At 38.8% G+C, this 23331-nt stretch carries 22 protein-coding genes and 1 other RNA gene; 7 read left to right on the forward strand and 16 right to left on the reverse strand.

Annotated features, from left to right (window positions below):
* Positions 1-321: 321 nt before the first annotated feature.
* Positions 322-2967 (reverse strand): HD domain-containing protein, encoded by a 2646-nt coding sequence (locus tag M3166_RS13025; RefSeq protein ID WP_251690272.1) that lies wholly within the window; start codon positions 2965-2967, stop codon positions 322-324.
* Positions 2968-3338: 371 nt separating this feature from the next.
* Here M3166_RS13025 and M3166_RS13030 point away from each other — a divergent pair, with 371 nt between their 5' ends.
* On the forward strand, positions 3339-3680 hold the full coding sequence (locus M3166_RS13030) for a helix-turn-helix domain-containing protein (RefSeq protein ID WP_251690273.1): 342 nt from the start codon (positions 3339-3341) through the stop codon (positions 3678-3680).
* 399 nt (positions 3681-4079) lie between these two features.
* Here M3166_RS13030 and M3166_RS13035 read toward each other — a convergent pair whose 3' ends face one another.
* Complete coding sequence (locus M3166_RS13035; protein WP_251690274.1) at positions 4080-4826, reverse strand: helix-turn-helix domain-containing protein; 747 nt, start codon at positions 4824-4826, stop codon at positions 4080-4082.
* A gap of 478 nt (positions 4827-5304) precedes the next feature.
* On the opposite strand from M3166_RS13035, the gene M3166_RS13040 reads away from it, so the two are divergent.
* Entirely contained in the window at positions 5305-5559 is a 255-nt protein-coding gene (locus M3166_RS13040; protein ID WP_251690275.1) for a helix-turn-helix domain-containing protein, read from the forward strand.
* A gap of 101 nt (positions 5560-5660) precedes the next feature.
* Complete coding sequence (locus M3166_RS13045) at positions 5661-6836, forward strand: site-specific integrase (protein WP_251690276.1); 1176 nt, start codon at positions 5661-5663, stop codon at positions 6834-6836.
* A 134-nt stretch (positions 6837-6970) separates the two neighbouring features.
* Here the strand turns inward: M3166_RS13045 and ssrA are convergent.
* The 9 genes from ssrA to M3166_RS13090 form a co-directional block, all read right to left on the reverse strand.
* Positions 6971-7327: a transfer-messenger RNA gene (ssrA, locus tag M3166_RS13050) on the reverse strand.
* Positions 7328-7492: 165 nt separating this feature from the next.
* Positions 7493-7870 carry a helix-turn-helix domain-containing protein gene (locus M3166_RS13055; protein WP_251690277.1) on the reverse strand — a complete coding sequence of 126 codons (378 nt, stop codon included), beginning with the start codon at positions 7868-7870 and terminating at the stop codon, positions 7493-7495.
* Positions 7871-8060: 190 nt separating this feature from the next.
* Complete coding sequence (gene smpB, locus M3166_RS13060) at positions 8061-8525, reverse strand: SsrA-binding protein SmpB (RefSeq protein ID WP_251690278.1); 465 nt, start codon at positions 8523-8525, stop codon at positions 8061-8063.
* A 69-nt stretch (positions 8526-8594) separates the two neighbouring features.
* A complete protein-coding gene (rnr, locus tag M3166_RS13065) occupies positions 8595-11003 on the reverse strand; it encodes a ribonuclease R (protein WP_251690279.1) in 2409 nt (802 codons plus the stop codon).
* 133 nt (positions 11004-11136) lie between these two features.
* Positions 11137-11883, reverse strand: coding sequence for an alpha/beta hydrolase (locus tag M3166_RS13070; protein ID WP_251690280.1), 747 nt, complete (start codon positions 11881-11883; stop codon positions 11137-11139).
* Between the two features lie 313 nt (positions 11884-12196).
* Positions 12197-12424 (reverse strand): preprotein translocase subunit SecG, encoded by a 228-nt coding sequence (gene secG / locus M3166_RS13075; protein WP_251690282.1) that lies wholly within the window; start codon positions 12422-12424, stop codon positions 12197-12199.
* A 114-nt stretch (positions 12425-12538) separates the two neighbouring features.
* Positions 12539-13384 carry an ABC transporter ATP-binding protein gene (locus tag M3166_RS13080; protein WP_251690283.1) on the reverse strand — a complete coding sequence of 282 codons (846 nt, stop codon included), beginning with the start codon at positions 13382-13384 and terminating at the stop codon, positions 12539-12541.
* On the reverse strand, positions 13381-14382 hold the full coding sequence (locus M3166_RS13085; RefSeq protein ID WP_251690285.1) for a FecCD family ABC transporter permease: 1002 nt from the start codon (positions 14380-14382) through the stop codon (positions 13381-13383). The genes M3166_RS13080 and M3166_RS13085 overlap by 4 nt, the downstream gene beginning before the upstream one ends.
* Positions 14383-14396: 14 nt before the next feature.
* Positions 14397-15527, reverse strand: coding sequence for an ABC transporter substrate-binding protein (locus M3166_RS13090; RefSeq protein ID WP_251690286.1), 1131 nt, complete (start codon positions 15525-15527; stop codon positions 14397-14399).
* Between the two features lie 180 nt (positions 15528-15707).
* Between M3166_RS13090 and M3166_RS13095 the strand changes: the two genes are divergently transcribed.
* The gene (locus M3166_RS13095) at positions 15708-16352 is read left to right on the forward strand and encodes a phosphate starvation-inducible protein PhoH (RefSeq protein WP_251690287.1); all 645 of its coding nucleotides are present in this window, start codon (positions 15708-15710) and stop codon (positions 16350-16352) included.
* Complete coding sequence (locus M3166_RS13100) at positions 16349-16960, forward strand: hypothetical protein (RefSeq protein ID WP_251690288.1); 612 nt, start codon at positions 16349-16351, stop codon at positions 16958-16960. Before M3166_RS13095 ends, M3166_RS13100 begins: the two co-directional genes overlap by 4 nt.
* 54 nt (positions 16961-17014) lie before the next feature.
* Here the strand turns inward: M3166_RS13100 and M3166_RS13105 are convergent, their stop codons facing one another.
* Positions 17015-17269 carry a hypothetical protein gene (locus M3166_RS13105; RefSeq protein WP_251690289.1) on the reverse strand — a complete coding sequence of 85 codons (255 nt, stop codon included), beginning with the start codon at positions 17267-17269 and terminating at the stop codon, positions 17015-17017.
* A gap of 305 nt (positions 17270-17574) precedes the next feature.
* Between M3166_RS13105 and M3166_RS13110 the strand changes: the two genes are divergently transcribed.
* Positions 17575-17847, forward strand: coding sequence for a translation initiation factor 2 (locus M3166_RS13110; protein WP_251690290.1), 273 nt, complete (start codon positions 17575-17577; stop codon positions 17845-17847).
* Positions 17848-17865: 18 nt separating this feature from the next.
* Positions 17866-18285, forward strand: a complete 420-nt coding sequence (locus M3166_RS13115; RefSeq protein WP_251690291.1) for a ferritin-like domain-containing protein — start codon at positions 17866-17868, stop codon at positions 18283-18285.
* A 204-nt stretch (positions 18286-18489) separates the two neighbouring features.
* On the opposite strand, the gene M3166_RS13120 is transcribed toward M3166_RS13115, so the two are convergent.
* From M3166_RS13120 to eno, 4 genes are all read right to left on the reverse strand, one after another.
* Positions 18490-19008: a YusW family protein gene (locus M3166_RS13120; protein ID WP_251690292.1), complete on the reverse strand. Its 519-nt coding sequence runs from the start codon at positions 19006-19008 to the stop codon at positions 18490-18492.
* Positions 19009-19244: 236 nt separating this feature from the next.
* The gene (locus M3166_RS13125) at positions 19245-20660 is read right to left on the reverse strand and encodes a DHA2 family efflux MFS transporter permease subunit (RefSeq protein ID WP_251690293.1); all 1416 of its coding nucleotides are present in this window, start codon (positions 20658-20660) and stop codon (positions 19245-19247) included.
* A gap of 464 nt (positions 20661-21124) precedes the next feature.
* Positions 21125-21709, reverse strand: coding sequence for a TetR/AcrR family transcriptional regulator (locus M3166_RS13130; protein WP_251690294.1), 585 nt, complete (start codon positions 21707-21709; stop codon positions 21125-21127).
* A 326-nt stretch (positions 21710-22035) separates the two neighbouring features.
* A complete protein-coding gene (eno, locus tag M3166_RS13135; RefSeq protein WP_008406351.1) occupies positions 22036-23328 on the reverse strand; it encodes a phosphopyruvate hydratase in 1293 nt (430 codons plus the stop codon).
* Between the last annotated feature and the right edge of the window lie 3 nt (positions 23329-23331).

Consider the following 23331-nt stretch of genomic DNA (forward strand, 5'->3'; position numbering starts at 1 on the left):
AAGATGCTTTCGTTTTCTATTAGACAAGAAAAAACCTCCCAATCATTTTGATTAGAAGGTCTAGGAACAGATTTAAATATGTTAATTTTACTTAGAGATAACAAAAGGGATATTCAACAAGAGTTAAACTCCCGTTCAATATCCCTAATCGTGAAAATCGTCAACCAATTTGAGTATGGAGACGGTGGGAGTCGAACCAACTGTCTCAAAGTACTTATATATCAATAGTTGCGGGGGCATTTAATTTTTTTGACTACGTTTTTGACTACGATAAAATATTTTATTTAATAATTGTCCGTATACATTAATGTTAAATTTAATCTATTGTTTAACTGACCCAAGAGTAGGCATTTTCAATAAAGTTACCTTTTTCATTATCTCTTCCCCATATTTATTAACACCAATAGCCTTATTTACACCTTCATCATGTTTATATTTAATAATGGATACTTCAGTGATTGAATTAACATCTACACCCCAGTTTTCTGCAATAGCTTTAGTAACCAATTTGTTGCCTCTAAATGAATAGTCCTCCTCATTTTCCAATGGCCAATAATTTATATAATTAAGAGATGTTACCTCAAAAAAGCTCCCCCCCAGACCTCCAATAACTATTACATTTTCATTTATTTTCTCTATTTTATCCATTACATTTCTCTCAGTTAATACAATTTCTTTAGATAAATCCATACTCACTAAATCATTAAATGACTTATAACCTTCATTAGTATCGCAAATTAATAAATTTTGTGTATGTGCATTACATAAATTAATAATATTTGCAGCACTGCATTGCAAAATAAAATCTAATTTCAATTTTTCAATTTCAGAGCATTGTTCTTGAGCCCATGTTGATAAATCAGAAACCGTAATATATGGTTTGCAAAAATATCTGTTTGCGGTAATAGCTTCTCCTGTTAGCACACCCACAATAGTTCTATTTGTGAATTCTGATATTAGCCCACCACAAGTAATCATTCCTGATAAATGTACATTACGCTTTGAAATAGGCATAATACCTAATCTTGCTACCATTTCTCCTCGTTGATTATAAATAGGAGTTAATAAATGCTGAAATTTTTCTATTGATTCCTTATATTCTGTTGATAGCGCTTCAAACTCATATCCAATTAACCTACTAATCAACTCTTTATTATCAATACTTTTCCAGTCATTTGCTCCAATAATTTTCTCTTCAGTCTCCATTTTTAAATAAAGATCTACACTAAGTGTGGGAGCCATAAGTTTTAATATATAGGATAATTGCCCATAAGTATCCTTAATATCAGGAAATTCTCTAAGGTGCCTTAACGATAAACTTTTTGCAATCTCTTCTATTGAAACTTCTTCATCTAGGTATATTTTAACCTTAGTTCCCGAATCAGGTATTTGTTGAGTTCGATTTACTTTCTTTAAAATAGGTTTGTGATTTAAATTTTTGTTAACCGATAGTGCAAATGTTTCTTCAGGTCCTGCATGTACAGATCTCGTAGTAACACTAACATCACCTAGCATGAATAAAGAGAAAAAACCTAATCCATATTTTCCTATGCTTTTAAAACCTCTAGCTAATAAGCCTATATGCTCGTCCATCATTAAGGAGCTTTGCCAATATGAGGATCCAAAATCTAATAATTTCTCGGTAACAACCCTTTTTGACATTCCTATCCCATTATCAGAAATTTCAATCCATCTGCCATACTCATCTTCACCATAGGATACAACAATTTTTCCGAAATTTTCATCCCATCCATATAATTTTCTCTTAGCTTCAATTGCATCTACTGCATTTTGGATTGCTTCTCTCAATGGTATGTATTTAAAATCTCCATACAATTCAGCTCCACCTAAATGTTTTACGATATGACTCACGTTGCTAATTTTCACATCTAAATTTACAGGTTCCCAACCTTGAGTATGAATATGTTCAGATAAAATATTTACATTATTCGCACCCTTGACACCATATACTTTAAAGGGCTCTCTACCATTATTCTTCAATGTATTATTGACATACTTTATTTCATTATCAATCATTCGAATTGTGTCATAAGCAATCCACCATGATTCAATATCATCTTCCTTAAAACTTCTTATTGAGTTATATACTAGCAAATCATTTTCAAGTACTGGTCTTGATAATTTATTTTGAAAAGTCCAGTGGCTTTCAGATAAACCAGTTGGTCTTCTTAATACCTTTAATAAACTTGGAGCCCTTCTATTATCTATATGTGCTGCATCTGCACATCGCAGAAGACTAGCTATTTTCAAACAATCTACACTCCAACTAACAGGATAAGGTGTAGGAGAGCCTAAATTTCTCTTTAACTCAGCTTCCACTTTCTCAATAGGCCACCAATGACTTGCAGCAATTTTCCCTATAACCTCTCCTAAATGATCTAATAACTGAGTATCATTTAATAGCTTGTATGTAATACCTTCGCTACTTTTCCATTCAAGAAAACATAGTCTTTCTGCTTGATGAGCATGTAATAATCGTAACCGACTTTCAGTAGCAATTTTGAGTATTTTATTATCCTCAAATTTATTATCTTCTATTGTTGAAGGTCTACCGTAACTTTGTCTGAATGCATATTCTAAGGCATCTTCCCATTCTTCACCCTTTTTTAAATCGTCTACACCATTAATATATGCAACTGACGCCATACCCAGATCATGGAGCAACACAGCACCACCAAATACAAAGGCTTCAATAGGATTAAGCGTAATACCATCTCCAGCTATTTGACTACCCATCTCCCACAATGCATCTAAATGTGTTTCATCATGTACAGTAAAGTCTGGTAAATCGATTGCGATTTCATTTGCTAATACATTTGCATTTTCCCTAAAGCTGTCAAACGCATTTATTAAACGCTGTCTTTCGTTATCAAAGCCCCATTCAGAAGAATCCCCTAAAGATTTTTTCCACAATTGACTATTAATAATTGTTGAAGAACGTACCATCACTTATATCTCCTTAAGTCAAAAAATATTTTTTAATATAGATTTTCAAATATAAAATCTTAATTTAATTTTCATTTTGAAAATGTTTACTGCCTATAACACCAATTATAGAATCAATAAACGTTATACAAGTTTATCTTCTTAAAACTTAATAAAATTGGCTTTTATACAAGATATTCACTAAAAAAGCAGTCACATCTATCATATCATATACAACCTATAAATCACCTATTTTTATTGGTTTGAATTACCAATAAACAGACCTATTTTACTAGTTCCTCTGAAAGCTTATTGCTTTTGATCAAATTAAAAAGCACAGGTATATGGTTATAAATTCATTTCTCGACAATCCTTAATAATGAGGTGGTTACATGACGAATTTAGCAAAAATGGTTGGGGAGAGAATTCGCTTCTTACGTAAAGAACGTGGTCTTAGTCAAGAAGAATTAGCATATCGTGCTTCTTTGCATTACACATATATTGGACAACTTGAACGTGGAGAAAAGAACGCTACAATCGAGAGTGTTGCAAAAGTATGCGCTGCGTTAGAAATTACTTTAGAAGAGCTTTTCGATGATAAAGAAACCCAATCAAAAGTGCTTAGCTTTGAGTTAGAAAAAATCGTATGTCTGTTAGAAGGCCGTTCTAAGAAAGATCAAAATGCTGTTTTAATGTTTATTGAGTCTTTAATCGCTTGGAAAGATAATGAGTAACTTTTTCGTAATAACTTTATGAGAGAAATTTATTGCGTTTTGGTGCACCTATAACTTTTGAAAACGCACCACACCTCTCCATTTCTTACTGTTGAGGGAAAAACACTAAGCCAAATTAAATAAATTTTTATAGGATTTGAGTACTGTAGTCTATGAGAAAAAGCATGTGATTATCTATGCACATACTTTTCCTTTGTTTTAATATTTCCTCTTAGATTCTCCTTGGGGAACCGCTTTGCGGAATAGTATCTAATAGTAGTTTAAATGATATTTATAATATATATTAGTATGTCTGCAAATAAGCAAGTTGACATTGCAAAAATGCATGAGCACTTTCTTTTTTGAAAGTTAGATTATTATAAATAACTATTGGCATTTCATTTTTGAAACTGCTTATTGTTAATCTTCTATCCCCATTTCTCTCATCCAAATTTTAAGTTCCTCTTGCTCATGCTCATCCGGTTGTAGCTCATTACTTTTTCTTTTTTTATAATTTCTGAAGTGTGAATGAGGTGTTACTGTTTCTTCTTCTTTGGTTTTTTTTGTTTCATTCTTCCAATCAATATCTAGTTTAATATGATAGGTATTAGAAATGTATTGTGTGATAAAAACCATTAAATCTGAAGGTGTGGTATTTTTATCGAAGCTTTTTATAAAGTTTCCGTACATATCCTTTTCTGTAAACTCATATTCTTTTTTTACATTTACAAGAGCTAACAGTTTATTCCCCCATGCTCCACATAACTCCTCTGGTATATGTTTGTTAATTACCTTAGTGACAAAGTGAAAAGTTTCACTTAATACTAAGTACGGATTTTCATGTAATGCAAAATTGGGGATGTAGCGTTTTTTCTTACCTTTAGCACCATAAGAAGTAATAAACTCTTTTTCTTCTAAACGTTTTAATGCTTTACTAATAGAGGATGAACTAACACCTACGTACATTGCCAATGTTTGTTGAGTGGGGAATGCATATCCTTTTTCTTCGTTGTATAGACTATATATTTCAAATAATACTAATTTTTCTTCTTGTGATATACGTAAACAGCGACGAATACAATTCGGTGCATATACATATCCCAAATTTGCAGTAGGTTTGAATTTCTTTCCTGCGTTTAACTCCTTTAGGTAATCTGTAAGTTTCATTTATATGACTCCTTCAATTATTTGCACCAATTTCAAAGTGCTTTTATTATTGCTATAACTATTAATGAATACACTAATTAGTTTTCTAGTAGCTAATGGATGGAATAAAGTTCCTTAGCAATTTAAATGTGTTGCTTTTTTTCACCTCCGACATAATCTACATACGCAAGTGAAATAATAAAATTAAATTTTAATTTTAAATATGCAACAACCTTCATGAAAAAATATTCATAGGTATCACGTAGCTCCCTCCATATCCCACCTTATTAATTGATTTAGTAGGCACCGGGGGGGAACTAGAAGATTCCAATTTAAACATTACTTTTTATCCATTCAGCGTTTGAATTTTATTTGACAAGCTTTAACAATTCATTTTCGTGGTAGCATCAAATTGGATTTAACAATGCCCTTTTTGCCTCGTATAAATCCATAACAGCAATTAAATTGCGGGGATTAAATGAAAAAGGGGCATGTAAAAATGAATATAAATTTAACAAATACAGATCTTGAAGAAATAGTTATAAAAGCCGTACAAAAAGCAATACAAACTGCACATCATGAATTTATTGATAGTGGGTGGCTTTCACTAAAAGAAGGAGCAAAGTACGCTGGTGTATCGTATAACACACTTATGAAGTACCGTACACTTGGCTTACAAGTATGTGAAATTGATGGTGTGAAACGTATATCACGCAAGGAAATTGACCGCTTCTTTCAAGAGCATAGTTTTTAATTAATGGTGGGGATTTATCTTATGATTCGTTATAATAATCATGAGGTAAATCCTCTCTTTTATCATTTGCCCCCTCAACTGATTTAGGAGGAACTACTGAAATGACAAAAAAGAAAATTTCACCAATTAAAGGCTATAAGCTAAAGAACGGTGAAACACGATATGAATTCCCTGCTTATTTAGGGATTGATCCACTAACAGGTAAACAGAAGCGTACAATGAAGCGTGGCTTTAAAACACGTAAAGAGGCGGAATTAGCACTTGCACGTATCAAGCTAGATGTAGCTAACGGTACATACAAGCAAGAACGTGCTGAAACTTATCAGGAGCTTTATGACCTATGGGTGGTTCAGTATGAGAATACGGTAGAAGAAAGCACATTCGTTAAAACGACTGGCCTGTTCAAAAATCATATACTCCCTTCAATGGGTGCTTACAAGATTGAAAAAATCACGATTGATATATGCCAAAAGCATGTAAATGAGTGGGCGGGGAAATTAAAGAAGTTTCGTACTGTAAAAGCATACGCAGCAAAAGTATTAGATTTTGCTGTTAAGCGTGGATTCTTACAAACCAACCCATTCACACATGTTGAAGCACCTGTAAATGTATTTAAAAAACGAATAGTACAGAATGATGGAGAAGAAGCGGAAAATTTCTATACACGTGAACAACTTATTCACTTCCTGTCATGCCTAGAGCAAGAAAGTAATTTTAAAGCCTATGCATTATTCCGATTATTAGCATTTAGCGGCATGCGTAAAGGTGAAGCATTAGCTTTAACTTGGAATGATTTAAACTTCACATCAAATGAGCTTCGTATTAATAAAGCTATATCACGTGGGAAAGATAATAAGCTATATATGAAAACGACGAAAACAGGTGTAGCACGCTCCATTAAAATGGATGATAAAACAATGTCTGTTATGAAAGAATGGAAGAAGCAACAAAAGCAGGACTATTTAGTACTTGGTTACAATACAATGCAACCAAAGCAACTAGTATTCAGTAATGAAGTAAATGAGTATTTACAGCCTACTAAAACTCGCAAGTGGATTCTACATGTACAGAAGAAATACAAGCTAGGAACAATTACGACACATGGTTTACGTCATACACATTGCTCGTTGTTATTCGAAGCTGGGGCTAGCCTTAAGGAAGTTCAAGATCGTTTAGGTCATAGTGACGTTCAAACAACAATGAATATCTACGCCCACGTCACAAAAAAGGCGAAAGAAGAGGCTATTTTGAAGTTTGCTAACTATCTAGAAATGTAATTCTTTTAATACGTTTTGACTACGTTTTTGACTACGTTCGTTTGATATTCGTTGAAATTGTATGATATTAGACAAAATAAAAAACCCTTGATATACAAGGGTTTTGACATTCATTGAAACTCAATGAAATCGTATTATGGAGACGGTGGGAGTCGAACCCACGTCCAGAAGCTCCAATACGCCGGCTTCTACGCGTGTAGTTTGTCTACTTGCAATTCGCGAGTTCTTATGCCGACAAACAGGCGTCCGAATCGCTAACCTGGAAATCTCTTACCGTTGACTCAGGTGGTGCCAACGATCGTATCCCACTTAAGTTGAACCCAGCGTAGTCTACATGGGCGATAGACAGGCTGAGTGCTACGCGCTATTAAGCTGCGAAAGCGAAGTTTTGTTGTTTGCCAGTTATTATATAACTTCCGTTGTTGACGAAGACGAGACCTCCGACGCGCGACCAGAGCTTGAACCACCCCTGTCGAATCCGTAACGTCCCCGAGTAGTAGTAAACCCGAGTTAAGTTCGGAAAAGAGCTATAAAAACCTGCTCTTTAAAACGTGTACCGTATGAGTAGATACACACTGGCTAGTACAGTCAATTATATGACAAACCGGGTAAGCTTGCAAGTAATTCTGCTTCTCTCGTACACTGCCAATATTTACTTAGCTCTGTTTATACAATTGGTTGCGGTAGTCTACCGGTGTGACACCGTGGAATCGCTTGAACAGCTGTGTAAATTCAAAATATCCGTTCAATCCGATCACTTTTGAAATTTCCTTGAAGTCCATTTGTGTATCTTCCAGTAATCCTTCTGCTTTGTGTAATCGAACTTTTGTAATATATTCTTTTACTGGCATCCCGACTTGCTGCTCAAAAATACCATTATAGTCCGGATACTCATCGGCAATTATCTCTTCAACCAATGCCAAACAATGGGCATGTACACTATACTTTTCAACTAAAATAACAACTTTATCGACCAATTCTGCGTTGCGTAATCCGTTCACTTGTGGAAGTCCTCCTACGTATGCTAATGCCATTGACTAAAACACCTCAAATTCTGTTATTTCAACCTTGCTTTTACTCCACTTTACATGTGTACCCCCATCTTCTCGATTAAAAACCACCTTTTTTGCCCGAAAAAAAGAGATGTGTTAAAAATAAACAAATTCGTTTAACACATCTCTTTTGAACAATCTATAAATGCCATTTAGAATAACGGAATTCCGCTTACTGCTGGCGGTCCTTGAAAGCACGTTCCATATCACGCTTCGCTTCTTTTTTCTTCATATCATGACGTTTATCGTAATCTTTCTTACCTTTTGCAAGACCGATTAGTAACTTCGCATAGCCGTCTTTAATGTACATTTTCAGCGGAACAATCGTATAGCCATCACGCTTTACGGCACCGATTAATTCACTGATTTGCTTTTTATGTAAGAGCAGCTTGCGTTCACGTAACGGGTCATGGTTGTAGCGGTTCCCTTGGTCGAATGGCGAAATATGCATATTTTTTACCCATGCTTCCCCACCCGTAACACTAATATACGCTTCCTTCAGCTGGACACGGGCACCACGTACGGATTTAATCTCCGTTCCTGTCAGTACCATTCCTGCTTCAATTGTTTCTTCTATGAAGTAATCATGGCTCGCTTTTTTGTTTTGAGCTAAAACTTTCCCTGCGCCTTTTGCCATTCGTTTTACACCTCTATTTTAAAGGTAGAGAGCTATGATGCCGAAAATGCATCATAGCTTCACACCTTACTATTTCTTTTTACTTTTTTTCTTTTTTCCTTTTGCGATGCCTTCGTAAAACTTCGGCTTATCGCCTGATTTACCTTCTTTGCGGCGACCGCGTGGATCACGGTCAGATGAGCCTGAACGTTTTGCTTTTTCAGGGCGTGCCTTGCTTCCGCCACGTGATTTGCGGTCACGTTTTTCGCCAGTACGCTCATCATCTTTTTTGCGGCCGTCTCTGCGACCTGCATGGATGACTTTCGATGTTTGGCGACGAGACGGACGTGGGCTGCTCACCATATCGACGAATTCAAAGTCGACCGAAGATTCCTCGATCACAACATTCGCCACACGGATTTTCACTTCATCCCCAATGCGGAACTGGCGGCCGGTACGTTCACCGATCATCATCATCTGACGGTCTTCAAAGCGGTAGTAATCGTCCGTCATATTCGAAATATGAATAAGACCTTCCACCGTATTTTCAAGCTCTACGAAAATACCGAAGTTCGTAATCGATGACACAATCCCTTCGAACTCTTCACCGATTTTATCGGACATGAACTGTGCTTTTTTCAGTGCATCTGTATCACGCTCTGCTTCAACGGCACGACGTTCACGACCAGATGTATGGTCCGCAATTTCATCCATTACCGCGCTCCATTGCACAACCGTTTCCTTCGATGTATCGCCATTAATAAGATACGTACGAATTAAACGATGGACGATTAAATCCGGATAACGACGGATTGGTGATGTGAAGTGCGTATAAAACTCTGTCGATAAACCGAAGTGGCCTAATGACTCGGCATAATATTTCGCCTGCTGCATCGAACGCAGCAGCATTGTTGAAATAACCGGCTCTTCCGGCAAGCCTTCAATCGAACGAATGACTTCCTGTAATGCTTTCGGATGTACCGAGTTTCCAGTACCTTTTATCATAATACCAAAATTTGTAACAAATTCAAAGAAACGTTGCAGTTTTTCCGGCTTCGGATCTTCGTGAATACGGTATAAGAACGGCAGCTCCATCCAGTGGAAATGCTCAGCAATTGTTTCGTTCGCTGCAAGCATGAACTCTTCGATTAGACGCTCTGCAACAGTACGTTCGCGTAACACGATGTCAGTCGGCCAGCCGTCTTCATTAACAAGTACTTTCGATTCCTTGAAATCAAAGTCAATCGCACCACGTGACATACGTTTGTTGCGTAAAATTTGCGCTAAATCCGCCATATCTCTGAACATCGGCACTAAACTTTCATAGCGCTCCATTAATTCCGGGTTTTCATCCGGATTTTCTAAAATGTTATAAACATCCGAATACGTCATACGCTCCGTCGTTTTAATGACACTTTGGAAAATTTCATGCTTCACGACTTGCCCGGCCTGGTCGATCGTCATTTCGCATGACAATGTTAAACGGTCAACTTGTGGATTTAATGAACAGATTCCGTTCGATAAACGGTGCGGAATCATCGGAATTACGCGGTCCGTTAAGTAAACAGATGTCGCGCGTTCATATGCTTCTTGATCGAGTACAGAGCCTTGTGTCACATAATAACTAACATCGGCAATGTGTACACCAAGCTTATATGTGCCATTGTCATTTTTCACAACAGTCACGGCATCATCCAAGTCTTTCGCATCGGCACCATCGATTGTCACGATCACTTCATTGCGAAGGTCACGGCGTCCGACTAAGTCTTGTTCTCTAATCTCATCCGGTACATCGACAGCCGCCTGCACAACCTCATGCGGGAATTCTGGCGGAATATCATATTTATAAAGAATCGATAAAATATCCACACCCGGATCATTTTTATGACCTAAAATTTTCGTGATCATCCCTGTCGCAGATTTCGTCGCATCCGGCCAGTGCGTTACTTCTACAACGACTTTATGTCCGTCGACCGCACCCATTGCGTCCTCTTTTGCGATAAAGATATCCATATTTAATTTTTTATCATCTGTAACGACAAAACCAAAACCGCGATTTGCCTGGTATGTACCTACAAATGATGTTTTGCTGCGTTCGACGATTTTCACGATCGTTCCTTCACGGCGGTCACCTGATTGTTCCTTTAATACACGTACGAGCACGGTATCTTCATTTAATGCACCATTTACTTCATGTGCCGGGATGAAAATATCGTCCATGCCTTGTTCTTCCGGTGCGACGAAACCGAATCCTTTCGCGTTACCAATAAAGCGGCCGCGCAGTAAGTTCATGCGTTCCGGTAAACCGTAGCGATTTGAACGGGAGCGAACGATTTGTCCCTGTGCTTCCATTTTTACGAGTGTTTTCACTAACTCACGGAACTCATCCGCTTCTTCTAATTCAAGTACATCTTCAATTTCCGATACGGTCATCGGTTTATAGCCATCGTCCTTCATCATATCAAGGACGCGCTGTTGTAATTCATTTTGTTGTGTCATGTATTATTTCCCTCCTTTGAACAGAAAATAAAGTTTCTTACGATTTTGTGGTTTTGGCATTAACTTTACGTTATGGTAACCGTGGATTTCCAATTCACAAAGCTTCGTAAAAAACAAAAATTTATTCACACCATTAGACTATCCAATCTAACGAATTTAAAAACGTGAGAACTTCTTCATGAAGCTGGTCTTTTTCTTTGTCGAGTGTGATGACATGGCCCGAATGCTCATACCAGCTGATTTTTTTGTCGATCGATTCGACGGTGTCATAAATAATATTGGCTGAATCGGGGTTAATGACTTTGTCGTTGCGCGCTTGGATCACTAAAATCGGCGCATACAGTAAGTCGATTGTCTCTCGTACATCGTAAATCAATTGCTGCAGTTCAGGCAGTGATGCCATTCCTTGCTGCTTGATCGCTTCAATCTCTAATTCAATTTCCTGTTCACTTTTACCTTGTTGTTTTTTATATTGTTTTGCATAATCAAGTACGCCTTCAAACATAATGTCTGTCGTGCGCATCGTCATCGGCGAGCACATTGTGACAACGCCTTTTACCGGATGACTTGTCGCAAGCTTGAGTGAAAATACGCCACCGAGCGATAGTCCCGCAACGGCGATTTCTTCATAGCCTGCCTCTTTTAATTGAGTATACCCATTTTTTACATCTTGCCACCATTCTTCGGGATTTGAGACAATCAGTTCTTCTGGCGGAACACCATGTCCTTTATAATGTGGGGCAAGCGATGTGTAGCCGTGCTTTTCCAAAAAGCGTCCAAGCATCCGCACATCTGCCGAACTTCCTGTAAATCCATGTAATAATAAAACCGCTCTCGGTCCTGCCTGAAAGAAGAACGGTGAAGACAAAGCTGTTTTCATACACGTGGCTCCCGTCTTGTTCCATAATATGAAGAATACGATCCAATCACACCATTGAATCTTCAATCAATTACGCCTCGGCGTAATTGCGTCTAGATTCGTCTTTGTGCTTGCACAAAGAACTCCTTATCGAATCTATGACATCCGCCGGAGGCCTTCACATCTTTCAGCGAGTGATGTACACTCGCTGAAAGATGTGAAGAACTTTCCATTTCTTCTATTATACTGCGTTTGAGCCCACACTAAAAGAAAAAGCCCAACCTAGCATTAAATGCTTGGTTAGGCGTTTAATTTCAATCTAATTTTCAATCGATTAGAATTTCGTAATTGCTAAAGCTAATACGAAGAATGCAACAGAAAGAACGATTGTTGTGCGGTGTAGGACTAGATCCATTCCGCGAGCTTTCTGTTTACCAAATAGTTGCTCAGCTCCACCAGAGATGGCACCTGATAAACCAGCGCTTTTACCTGATTGTAATAATACAACAACGATTAAGGCTATAGCTACGATAATAAGTAATACTGAAAATAACGTATGCATTTGCTCCACCTCCTAAGTATGGACGTCACAATACAAAATAGTATATCAAAATGAGGGGGCCATTACAATATTTCTTGGAAATGAACATCATATTTTATCCAACAATATCCACTCTTATTCAAAATTGTTGAAACGGCATTCGCTTATATTACGCTTCGCCGCCAATGCAAGCGGCACCATCGTTTCAAATAACAGATCTTCTTCTTCAAAGATCAGTTTGCGCAGGTCAATATTGAAGTACTCCTTCATCCGCGATTCGGTCATTACTTCTTGAACCGCACCGATTACCGCTTTTTTCTCTTTTGCAATCATCAATACTTGATCCGCCAGGTAAAACGCGTGATTCGGATAATGCGTGTTAATAATGCATGAAATATTATGCTCTTTTGATAAGCGTTTTAATGTTTCCAAAATCACAACCTGCTTTTGCACATCCAAATGCGATTCCGGTTCATCCAATATTAAAATTTCCGGATTCGATACGAGCGTTCGTGCAATTAACGCCAGCTGTAGTTCCCCGCCGCTCACTTCATTGCATGACTTTTTCGCCAAATGCACAATGCCTACTTCATTTAACGCTTCGTGTGCTTTTAAGTAATCTTCCTTGCGTGGCTTTGACAACGAACCGATATACGGAGCACGTCCCATTACTACTAAGTCCTCAATTGAAAAGCCGAACACCATTTTATGCGCCTGCGGAACGTAGCCGATTTTCTTCCATAACTCCTTTTGCGAAACTTTTGGAAGCGGTACATCATCGATCAATGTTTCACCAACCCGCCAGTCGTGCAAGCCGGTAATGCATTTTAACAGCGTCGTTTTCCCAGCACCGTTCGGACCGAGTATTGCCATAATCTTGCCCGGCTCCAGCGTAAAGCTAATATTCGATTCATAAATGAACGGCTTCACTTCCTTCTTTTTCGCATAGCAGAAGTTGCCTTCACGTACTTCTATTTTCATGACCAGCTACCTCCTGTACGACGTAAAAGATAAGCAAAGAACGGTGCCCCGACAATCGCCGTTAAGATCGACAAAGGAATTTCCGCCGCTGTTACTGAACGGGCCAATGTATCGATAATGAGCAAATATGCACCGCCCAGTGCTATCGACATCGGCAGTACACGTTCATTATTGCTGCCGACAAACATCCTTGCGATATGCGGGATAATCAAGCCGACCCAACCAACAATCCCTGCAACTGCAACGGCTGCTGCTGTACAAAGTGTCGCCCCAGCAATAACAAGCCACTTCATGCGCACAACATTGATCCCTAACGACTTCGCCTCATCATCCGGCAATGTCAGTAAGTTAATACGCCAGCGCAGTGCAAGTAAAATGAACATCCCGACTAAAATAATCGGTCCGGCTGTCCATAAATCGCGGTAAGATGCCGTTCCGAGACTGCCCATCAGCCAATACGTAATCGCAGGCAGCTTTTCTTCCGGGTCCGCCACAAATTTCGTTAACGAAATCAATGCATTAAACAACGCACTTGTCACAACCCCTGCCAGTACGAGCATAAAGATCGGCATATTGCGTCCGGACCCGCCGATCATATACGTAAATACGATGGCCGCTAAACCAAAGACGAGCGCAAAACCTTGTGTTACATAACCATTGCCAAACAGTAAAATCCCGATAGAAGCACCAAAACCGGCACCCGCTGCAACCCCTAAAATATCCGCGCTCACTAATGGATTGGCGAACATCCCCTGGAATGCGGCACCTGAAATGGAAAGCCCCGCACCGATTAATAGTGCGAGGATAATACGCGGCAGCCGAACAGTCATGACTACGTTATATTCCATTTGTGTCCACGTTTCTTCTATCGGAAAAATATGCGAACCGAGGATTTTCACCACCGTTACAAAATCGACTTCAAACCGGCCGATGCCAAGTGAAGCAACCGCAAGAACAAGCGGTAAAACCCACAGTAAAATACTTTTCCACTTTTTCATGACAGTCCCTCGTTCTAATACTTCGCAGCGTCAGAAGATGGGTGTAGAATTTGCTCTACTTCTTCGTCCGTTACGTCATATCCGTAAAAGTCTTTATAGTAACTCTTAATTTCAGCGTTCATATCATAGTCGAATAGTTCAGGCTGGTTGTTGTTTGCCAACCATTTCAGCATTAACGGTGCATCACCACTTGGCGGGAACCAGCGATAAATCCCCAGCGGAATTTTATACACCTGCTTGTTTTTCACCGCTTCCACTTCACTCCAGTCCTGACCTGGAATTGTGTTGTTATATAAATCTTCCGGCTGGATTTCTGTGAAGTTCGTTATGTAGATAATTTCCGGATTCCAATTGTAGATTTGCTCCATGTTCACATCTTTGCGTCCTGTTACATCGTTTTCTGCAACGTCATTCGCACCTGTTGCATTCAGCCATTGATTCCCGAAGAAGTTTTTACCGCCAACTGTGATTGCCTGTTCGGATAATTGATAAAGCATAAGCGCATTCGGTTTCTCTTCTGCTTTTAAGCTATCGATCTTTTCATAAATCTCGTTTTGTACTTCTGTACCGATTTCGATAAAATTGTCCGCGCGTTCTGTTGTGCTCGCAATTTCACCCGTCAGTTTTAACCAGCTGTTGAATGTTGCAAGTGGCTCAGCTGCCGCTGCATCGATCGCTTTAATCGCTACTGTGTTGATGCCCGCAGCACGTGCCTGCTCGATTGATTTCTCATCTGTTGCAATTTCAAAGAACACATCCGGGTTAATTTTCATTAATTCCTCGACGTTCATTTCTCCGTTTTGTACGAATGATGTATCCGCATTCAAAATTTCAGGAGCCATTTTCGATAAAATTGAGTTTTCCGCTGCATTGTAAGAGTTCGGGTGCATTCCGACAATTTCTTTTGCCGAGTTAGTTGCGACATACCATGTATGGAAGTACGGTAAAATCCCGCCAGATACGATTGAGTTCACTTCAGCAGGAATCGTTACTTCTGTACCTGCCTGATCGGTAACGATTTTCTCTTCTGCTGTCGTTTCAACCTCTCCACCCGTAGCTGATGTTGTTGCCTCATTATCTGAACATGCTGCAAGCGCCATTGAAGCAAGTGCAAGCGTTGTTAAAATTGCCTTACGTCCTACCATTGTTTTCTCTCCTTCAATATCTTTCGTTTTTCACGAAAATTATTATTTTAATAAAATATTGTTTGATTTCCATTCGAGATTGAGTATAATTGATAATGATTTTCATTGTCAATGATAATTCATTTTGCAAATGAGAATTTGTATCAATTAATTAAATTTAAAGGATTAAAGGAGATTTTTATGTCTGAATATAAAATTGTAAAACTGGATGGCGGACACGCATTCAGCTTAGAGGGACGTGCTATGAACGTTTCTAATGAACCAATGGACCATGTAACATTCATCGACCAGTATGAAATTTCAACTGCCGACCTTTCCGGGTTCAATGTGATGGTCGTAACGGACTTTATCGATCAGGAACATCTTTATGAGCACAAACAAGTGATTGAAAACTTCTTAAATGAAGAGAAAATTATTATTGCCAACACACATATTTTCCGTCCTTGGCTGCCAGGTTCCGGGCTGTTCATGCCAAAAGAAATTAAGTCACACGCGGATTATGTAATGGAGCCTGCAGCTGAAGGTACATTTTATGAAGGTGTTGACATGATGGAGCTTACATACCGTAAAGGCGTATCCGGGTTCTATGCGCGCGGCTCACATCCGGTAGTCAACAAGGAATCGGAAATCGTGCTGCAGTTTACGGACGGCACACCGATCGTTTTCATCGACCGCACTGCTACTAAAGGAACGGTTGTCGCAGCATCTTGCCGTGATTTCCTGACATACGCAACGGGTGAAAACTCGACTCAGCTAATCGCACCACAGTTTTTAGCTTGGCTCGATCAAGAATTACTAAGTTTGAAAGAAGGATCTGAAGCATGAGAAAAATAGCCGTATTATATAGTGGTCACGCGCCACATTACGTGACATTCAATACACCGAAATTCAAGCAGTACTTCGAGAAAATCATCTATTTACCGCGCTTTGTCGAGGAAGATTTGGAAGGGATGGACGTACTGATCGTCCCTTCTCAATTGCACAACAAATTATTGTTGGAAGCAGCACCGGCAATCCGACGTTTTGCGGATAACGGCGGCGTTGTCGTAGCATTCGGACCTCAGCCGTGGCAATGGATTCCGGGCCAAAACTGGGAAACACGCCCGACGAACTTCTGGTGGTGGCTTGAAAAAGATGCCGACAGCGGATTACGTATAGTCGCACCGGATTACCCGTTATTCCGTGACGGGTTCCTGGATGAAGCTGGTTGCACATGGCATCAGCACGGCGTATTCCACTTACAGGAAGGGGTGCAGTCACTGATTGATATGAAGGACGGCGGTTCATTGCTGTATGTCGACAAAGTCAGCTCAAAAGGCACTTGGATCGTAACGACACTTGATCCGGACTTCCACTTCGGCTCGTATTTCATGCCGGCAACAGAGAAGTTCATGGACGGCTTCTTCCCGTGGTTAGCTTTCGGAGAAATTTAATTAAAAAAAGCATGGTACCCGCAATTTGAATGCGAGCACCATGCTTTTTATTTATTAATCGTTGCTGTTGTCATCTTTGTTGTCGTCAGTATTGTCGTCAACAGTGCCATCAGTGTTGTCGTCTGTATTGTCATCTAAGTTGTCATCAGTGTTGTCGTTGTCGTCGCCATCAACATCTAATTCAACATTCATATCGTCAGTGTTGTCCTCCATTAGACCATCATCTGTACCGTCATCGATGTTGTTGTCGATGTTCGTATCGTCCTCATCGTTACATGCTGCAAGCGATAATGATAGTAACAACGTCATCATCAGAGTAGGTGTCTTTTTAAGTTTCATAAAGTAATAGCCTCCTTTGGTGTATGCTTTATGTTTCCCCCCATATATAAAAGGAAAACATCTTTTTTCATGTTTCCATAGAAAAAGATGTTTTAAATTGAAAAAACTGCATGATGATTGACCCTCTAGTACCTTTTTTCTCATTTATTGGTGCAGTTTAGCTATACCTTCTTTCCAACTCCTTATAGAAGCGTGTTTTATTAGTAAATTACATTTACGCTCTGCATATTATGTAATTAACGCAGCAATTTTCTAGCCGTTAGTACAAGGAGGTTATGCCAATTAATAATTATAAAAACAAATCCAATCATCCCTCTGAACCAGCAGAAATTCAAATTGCCAGACTTGGTTTTATTGCAGCAACCATTGTTACGCTTGGGGATGGGTTAGCAGCATTGGCTGCAGGTCTTGCTCTACAGGAATTAGAAAAAGCCAACAATCAAAATTCACAGCCACAATATGATCAATCGAAACAGATTGATTCCACACAAAAGCAAATTGATTATTTAATAAAGGAATTAAAACAAATCAAAAAGATTTTGAGTTAAAGAAAGGCGTGATTATTTTTGCAATATGTTATACAACCATCGTTGAACAGCATTGTGATGGATCTCTCGAAAGCGCTTGAAGGTGAATATAATGCCATCCGCTTTTATGAACATTTAGCTCAACTTGCCCCGAATGAAGAAATTAAAAATCGTATTCTGGAGATAAGAAAAGATGAAATGCGTCACTATCATGGGTTTTCTTACATTTTTACATGTCTTACTGGACAACAACCTTCTCCACGAATAACTGAACCATTACCGACTAATTTTAAGCAGGGCGTTATCACTGCATTTCATGATGAACAAGAAGCAGTGGAGTTTTATCATCGAGTAGCTAGAGAATCTACTATTCCGTATATCAGTCACCAGTTTTCTTCAAATGCTGCAGATGAACAAAATCATGCTGTTTGGTTTTTATATTTTATGAATCATTACTAGTATTTTTTTAGGGGGCATCAATACCCTCCTTTTGCGAATTATTACTGCCTGGAATGGACCACAAGTTTATCCTGTTTAACGCGATATATTATATGCAGTCTTGTCCGGAAATGGACATATGTATGTTATTACTTACGAAATCATATTCATTCACCGATTGATAAAGAAAAAATTATAGAGAGGGTTTCCCCCCTCTATATTCAATTATTTAGTATGGTGATAATGTTTCACTTCACCGTTTTTGAATTTCACTTCAAGCTCAAAGGTCTTATAGTTCTCATCTAGGGCAAATGCTTTCATAACTTCATTACGGACATCGTCATCACTCGTAGTTTCATCAAATGTAAGTTGTTCTAATGCTTTGACAAAATTGTCGTAGGCTTGATCCCCTTTATACTCAACACCTTTAACTTCATCTTCATGTTCAGCATAAATGTAGTTTCCATCGTTCTCATATTCAATATTGTACGATTTGTCATTTGCGTATTCTACGTCTAAATCGAACTCAGTAAATGTATAATTTACATCTTCCACTTTAATTTTAGTTCGTTCATCTTCATTATCATTTACCGTGTTATTAGCGGTATTATTGTTTTTCGTTGTTTCATCCACCGTACTGTTATTTCCTGTAACATCGTTCTCTGTCTTTGTATCGTTATTATTACAGCCGTACAATGCTCCTAATAATAATGGCATTACAAGAATTCCTTTAAATAGTTTCATTAAACATTCTCCTTTACAAATAGTTTTGACAATAAAAAGTATCTCCATATTTAAATAATCTATCCATTTCTACAATCAATTAATAATTTTTCCCCTATATAAATGCGAGGATATGATCCGAATCGCTGCTCGTTGGAAAAACAATACCCAACAAAAAAACAGCATCGGCAAAATCCCCGATGCTGTTCTATAAACGATTCACTACAAATTTGAGCAGTTAATTCATAGCTATTAAATTAATTTCCGACCGGCTTGCTGTTCTTAATGAAGAACGATCCAACCAATCCTAATACCGACACGACTGTCACAACGATGAACGCTGAATGGACACCGTGTGCTAAAAATTCTGCCGGCAAGGCGTTGCTGAATTTTTCGATATAGTTTTGCTGACCGATTGTGTACATTGTGATCGCAATTGCTGTACCTGAAGCACCGGCGATTTGCGTTAATGTGTTTAATGCTGCTGAACCGTCAGCGAATTTCTGCGGTGCTAATGAGTTCATCGCATTTGTCTGTGCTGGCATGATTGTCATCGATACCCCGACAAAGAATACACATAAGTTAACGATAATGATCCATGTTGCTGTTGTTGCCGAAATTGTTGTCAAGAATACGATCATTGACACTAAAATCATCGTAAACCCGATACGTGTGAAGATTTTCGCTCCGACTTTATCAAAGTTCGTACCAACGATTGGGGACATGATGATATTTAAAATGTTACCTGGCAACATACATAAGCCTGCCGTCAATGCGGCGAAACCTAATACTGTTTTCAGGAACATCGGCACTAGGATCGCCACTGATAGAATCATGAACATGGTTGCGACCATCAATGCGACACCTAAAGAGAACATTGGTGATTTAAATACCGATAAGTCGATCATTGGCTCATCCATTTTTGTTTGGCGAATGCCGAAAACTACTAATAAAACGAAACCAACGACAAGTGGTACCCAAACGATTGGTTTTGTAATCGATTGCTCGGCTAATGTTGCTAACGCGAATACAACACCACCGAAACCGAACGTAGAAGCGATTAATGATAATAAATCAATTTTTGGACGTGTTACGTTGGATACATTGTCCACTTTAGAAAGTGCTAAAACGATTACAACGGCATACACAATGACCATAATCCAGAAAATATATCTCCAGCTTAATGAAGATACGATTAAACCAGCAATTGATGGACCTAATGCCGGACCTGCTGTTAAAATAATCCCGACGATCCCCATGACGGCACCGCGCTTTTGCACCGGGAAAATTAGCATTACGACACTGAACATTAACGGTAAAATAATTCCTGTTGCAAGTGCTTGTACGAAACGACCTGCTAGTAATACTTCAAAGTTCGGTGCTAATGCGCCTAATAACGAACCGATCACCGCGAACAAAACTGCCGCCACTACTAATTGACGTGTTGTAAACCAGCGTACTAAATAAGATGATAATGGAACTAATACAGCTAATACTAATAAATAGCCTGTTGTTAACCACGCGGCTGATGCGGCCGATACACCGAAGTCATCCATAATATTTGTTAACGCCATGTTTAATGCCGTTTCACCAAATAAACCAACGAATGTACTGATCATCAGAACAGCTGCCATACCTTTTGGGCTTTTCACATTAAAAATTGGTGCTGCCATTTTTTGTTTCCTCCTATTGTATAAGACTCTTTTATGAAAGATGATAATTGCTTTATATCATGCTTTTTGCTGTTATATAACGAAAGCTTCAAACAGCACGCTTTAAAATATATCAAATTTTTTCATGAAAATTCAATCGCTCAGGAGAAAAATATTAGACCGGTCATTATAATTGTGAACATCCATTATCCATTTTTAACCTTAAATAGGCCTATCTTTCGTAGACATTTTTTAACATATTTTTATGAAAACGATTGCACTTTTTTCAATAAATTATAGAGAGAAACAACAAGAACGTTGCTACATCAACATTTGCAAACGATTTCAACTCTATTGCTATGAAAAACAATAATTTTGCAATAGTTTTCCACACACTTATTTCGAAAATCAGGCTAATTGTGAACAACTTTTATTTGCGACAACAACAAAAAAGCCTGTCCAGAAATCACATTCCGGACAAGCCTTTACTTATACTGCGCAAGCAACGCAGGGATGACTTTGCTTATATTTAATAACGGCTCATTCGAATGCTGGGACAATGACAATGTAACCGCCCCTTCAATCATTGCGCTTACCGCTTTACTCAGTGTGACAGCCGCTTCATCACTAAACCCGTTGGCAATCAATTTTGTGTAATAGATCGATTCCCAGTACTTATACGTGTCGCCGCATACTTTCCGCAAACGCTCATTCATAAATGCTGATTCCGCCGCAAGCAGTCCGAATGGCATCATCGTATAGGAATGCTCCTCAAGTCCATTGTCCAAATCAAATAAATCAGCCATCGCTAAAATATGGGCATTCAGTGCTGCCTCCACATCCTCAAACTCATTCATATAATGCTGAATAACTGCACCGATCCGCCGTTTTGACAATACAATCGCTTCTTCGGCAAGCTGCTCTTTGCCTTCAGGAAAATAGTGATACAGCGACCCTTTTGGTGATCCCGATTCTTTTATAATCTGATTTAAACCGGTCCCGTGAAAACCTTGAAAGTAAAACAACCGTGTCGCTGTTTCTAAAATTTTATCTTTCGTTTGATTAGACATACCGTTCCCTCACCATCTATAACAACTGGTCTAATTTCAACCAAGTATGTGCCGTTAAATTTGAATAGATTAAACATATCACATATTCTGTCGCTTATATAATAACAAGATGCCAACGTTCACAAACTTTCAACAAATTATCCCCCAGATTTTCTAATAAAATCCTAAATGTTCTAAAATAAATTTATTTGTTCTAATATATTGCTGAACTCCTATTATAAATGCCCGAAGTGCTAATAAGTGTTTCGGATGTTCTAATAAAGCTCAGGCCCACACAAAAAAAGACACCCGCCCAAAAGCGAGTGTCCTACCTAATCCTAAAACAATTATTTAATATTGTAGAAAGATTTTAACCCTTCAAAACGGCTAGTTGCGCCTAATTGGTCTTCGATGCGTAGTAATTGGTTGTACTTCGCAACGCGGTCCGTACGAGATGGTGCACCTGTTTTGATTTGGCCTGCATTTGTAGCAACAGCGATGTCAGCGATTGTGTTATCTTCTGATTCGCCTGAACGGTGAGAAATTACTGCTGTGTAGCCAGCGCGTTTCGCCATTTCGATTGCTTCAAATGTTTCTGTTAAAGTACCGATTTGGTTTACTTTGATTAAGATTGAGTTGCCAACGCCTTCTTCGATACCGCGAGATAATTTCGTTGTGTTTGTAACGAATAGATCGTCACCTACTAATTGTACGCGGTCACCGATACGCTCTGTTAATAGCTTGTGGCCAGCCCAGTCGTTTTCGTCTAAACCGTCTTCGATTGAGATGATTGGGTATTTAGAAGTTAACTCTTCGTACCAAGCAACCATTTCTTCAGAAGTTTTTTCTACGCCTTCACCAGCTAAAACGTATTTGCCTGTTTCTTTGTTGTAAAGCTCAGAAGAAGCAACGTCCATTGCTAAACGGATTTCTTCGCCCATTTTGTATCCTGCTTTTTCAACTGCTTCGATGATCACCGTGATTGCTTCTTCGTTTGAACCTAAGTTTGGAGCGAATCCGCCTTCGTCACCTACAGCTGTGTTGTGGCCTTTTTCTTTTAATACTGTTTTTAAGTTATGGAAAATTTCTGTACCCATACGTAATGCTTCTTTGAATGATTTAGCACCTACTGGCATTACCATGAACTCTTGGATGTCCACGTTGTTGTCAGCGTGTGCACCACCGTTTAAGATGTTCATCATTGGTACTGGTAATTGCTTCGAGTTGAAGCCACCTAAGTATTGGTATAAAGGAATGTCTAAGTAGTCAGCTGCTGCGTGCGCTACTGCCATTGACACACCTAAAATTGCGTTTGCACCTAATTTACCTTTGTTTTCTGTTCCATCAAGTTCGATTAACGCTTGGTCGATAACAACTTGGTCCAATACAGAATATTGACCTTCAAGTTCTTCCGCGATAATTGTGTTGACGTTTTCTACCGCTTTTTCAACACCTTTACCTAAGTAACGGCCTTTGTCTCCATCACGTAATTCCACTGCTTCATATTCACCAGTTGAAGCACCAGATGGCACGATTGCACGGCCGAATGCGCCTGATTCTGTGAATACTTCTACTTCTACTGTTGGGTTACCGCGAGAATCTAATACTTCACGAGCATATACTTGAGTAATGAATGGCATAAT

It is taken from the genome of Solibacillus isronensis (genome assembly GCF_023715405.1).
Lineage (GTDB): Bacteria > Bacillota > Bacilli > Bacillales_A > Planococcaceae > Solibacillus > Solibacillus isronensis_B.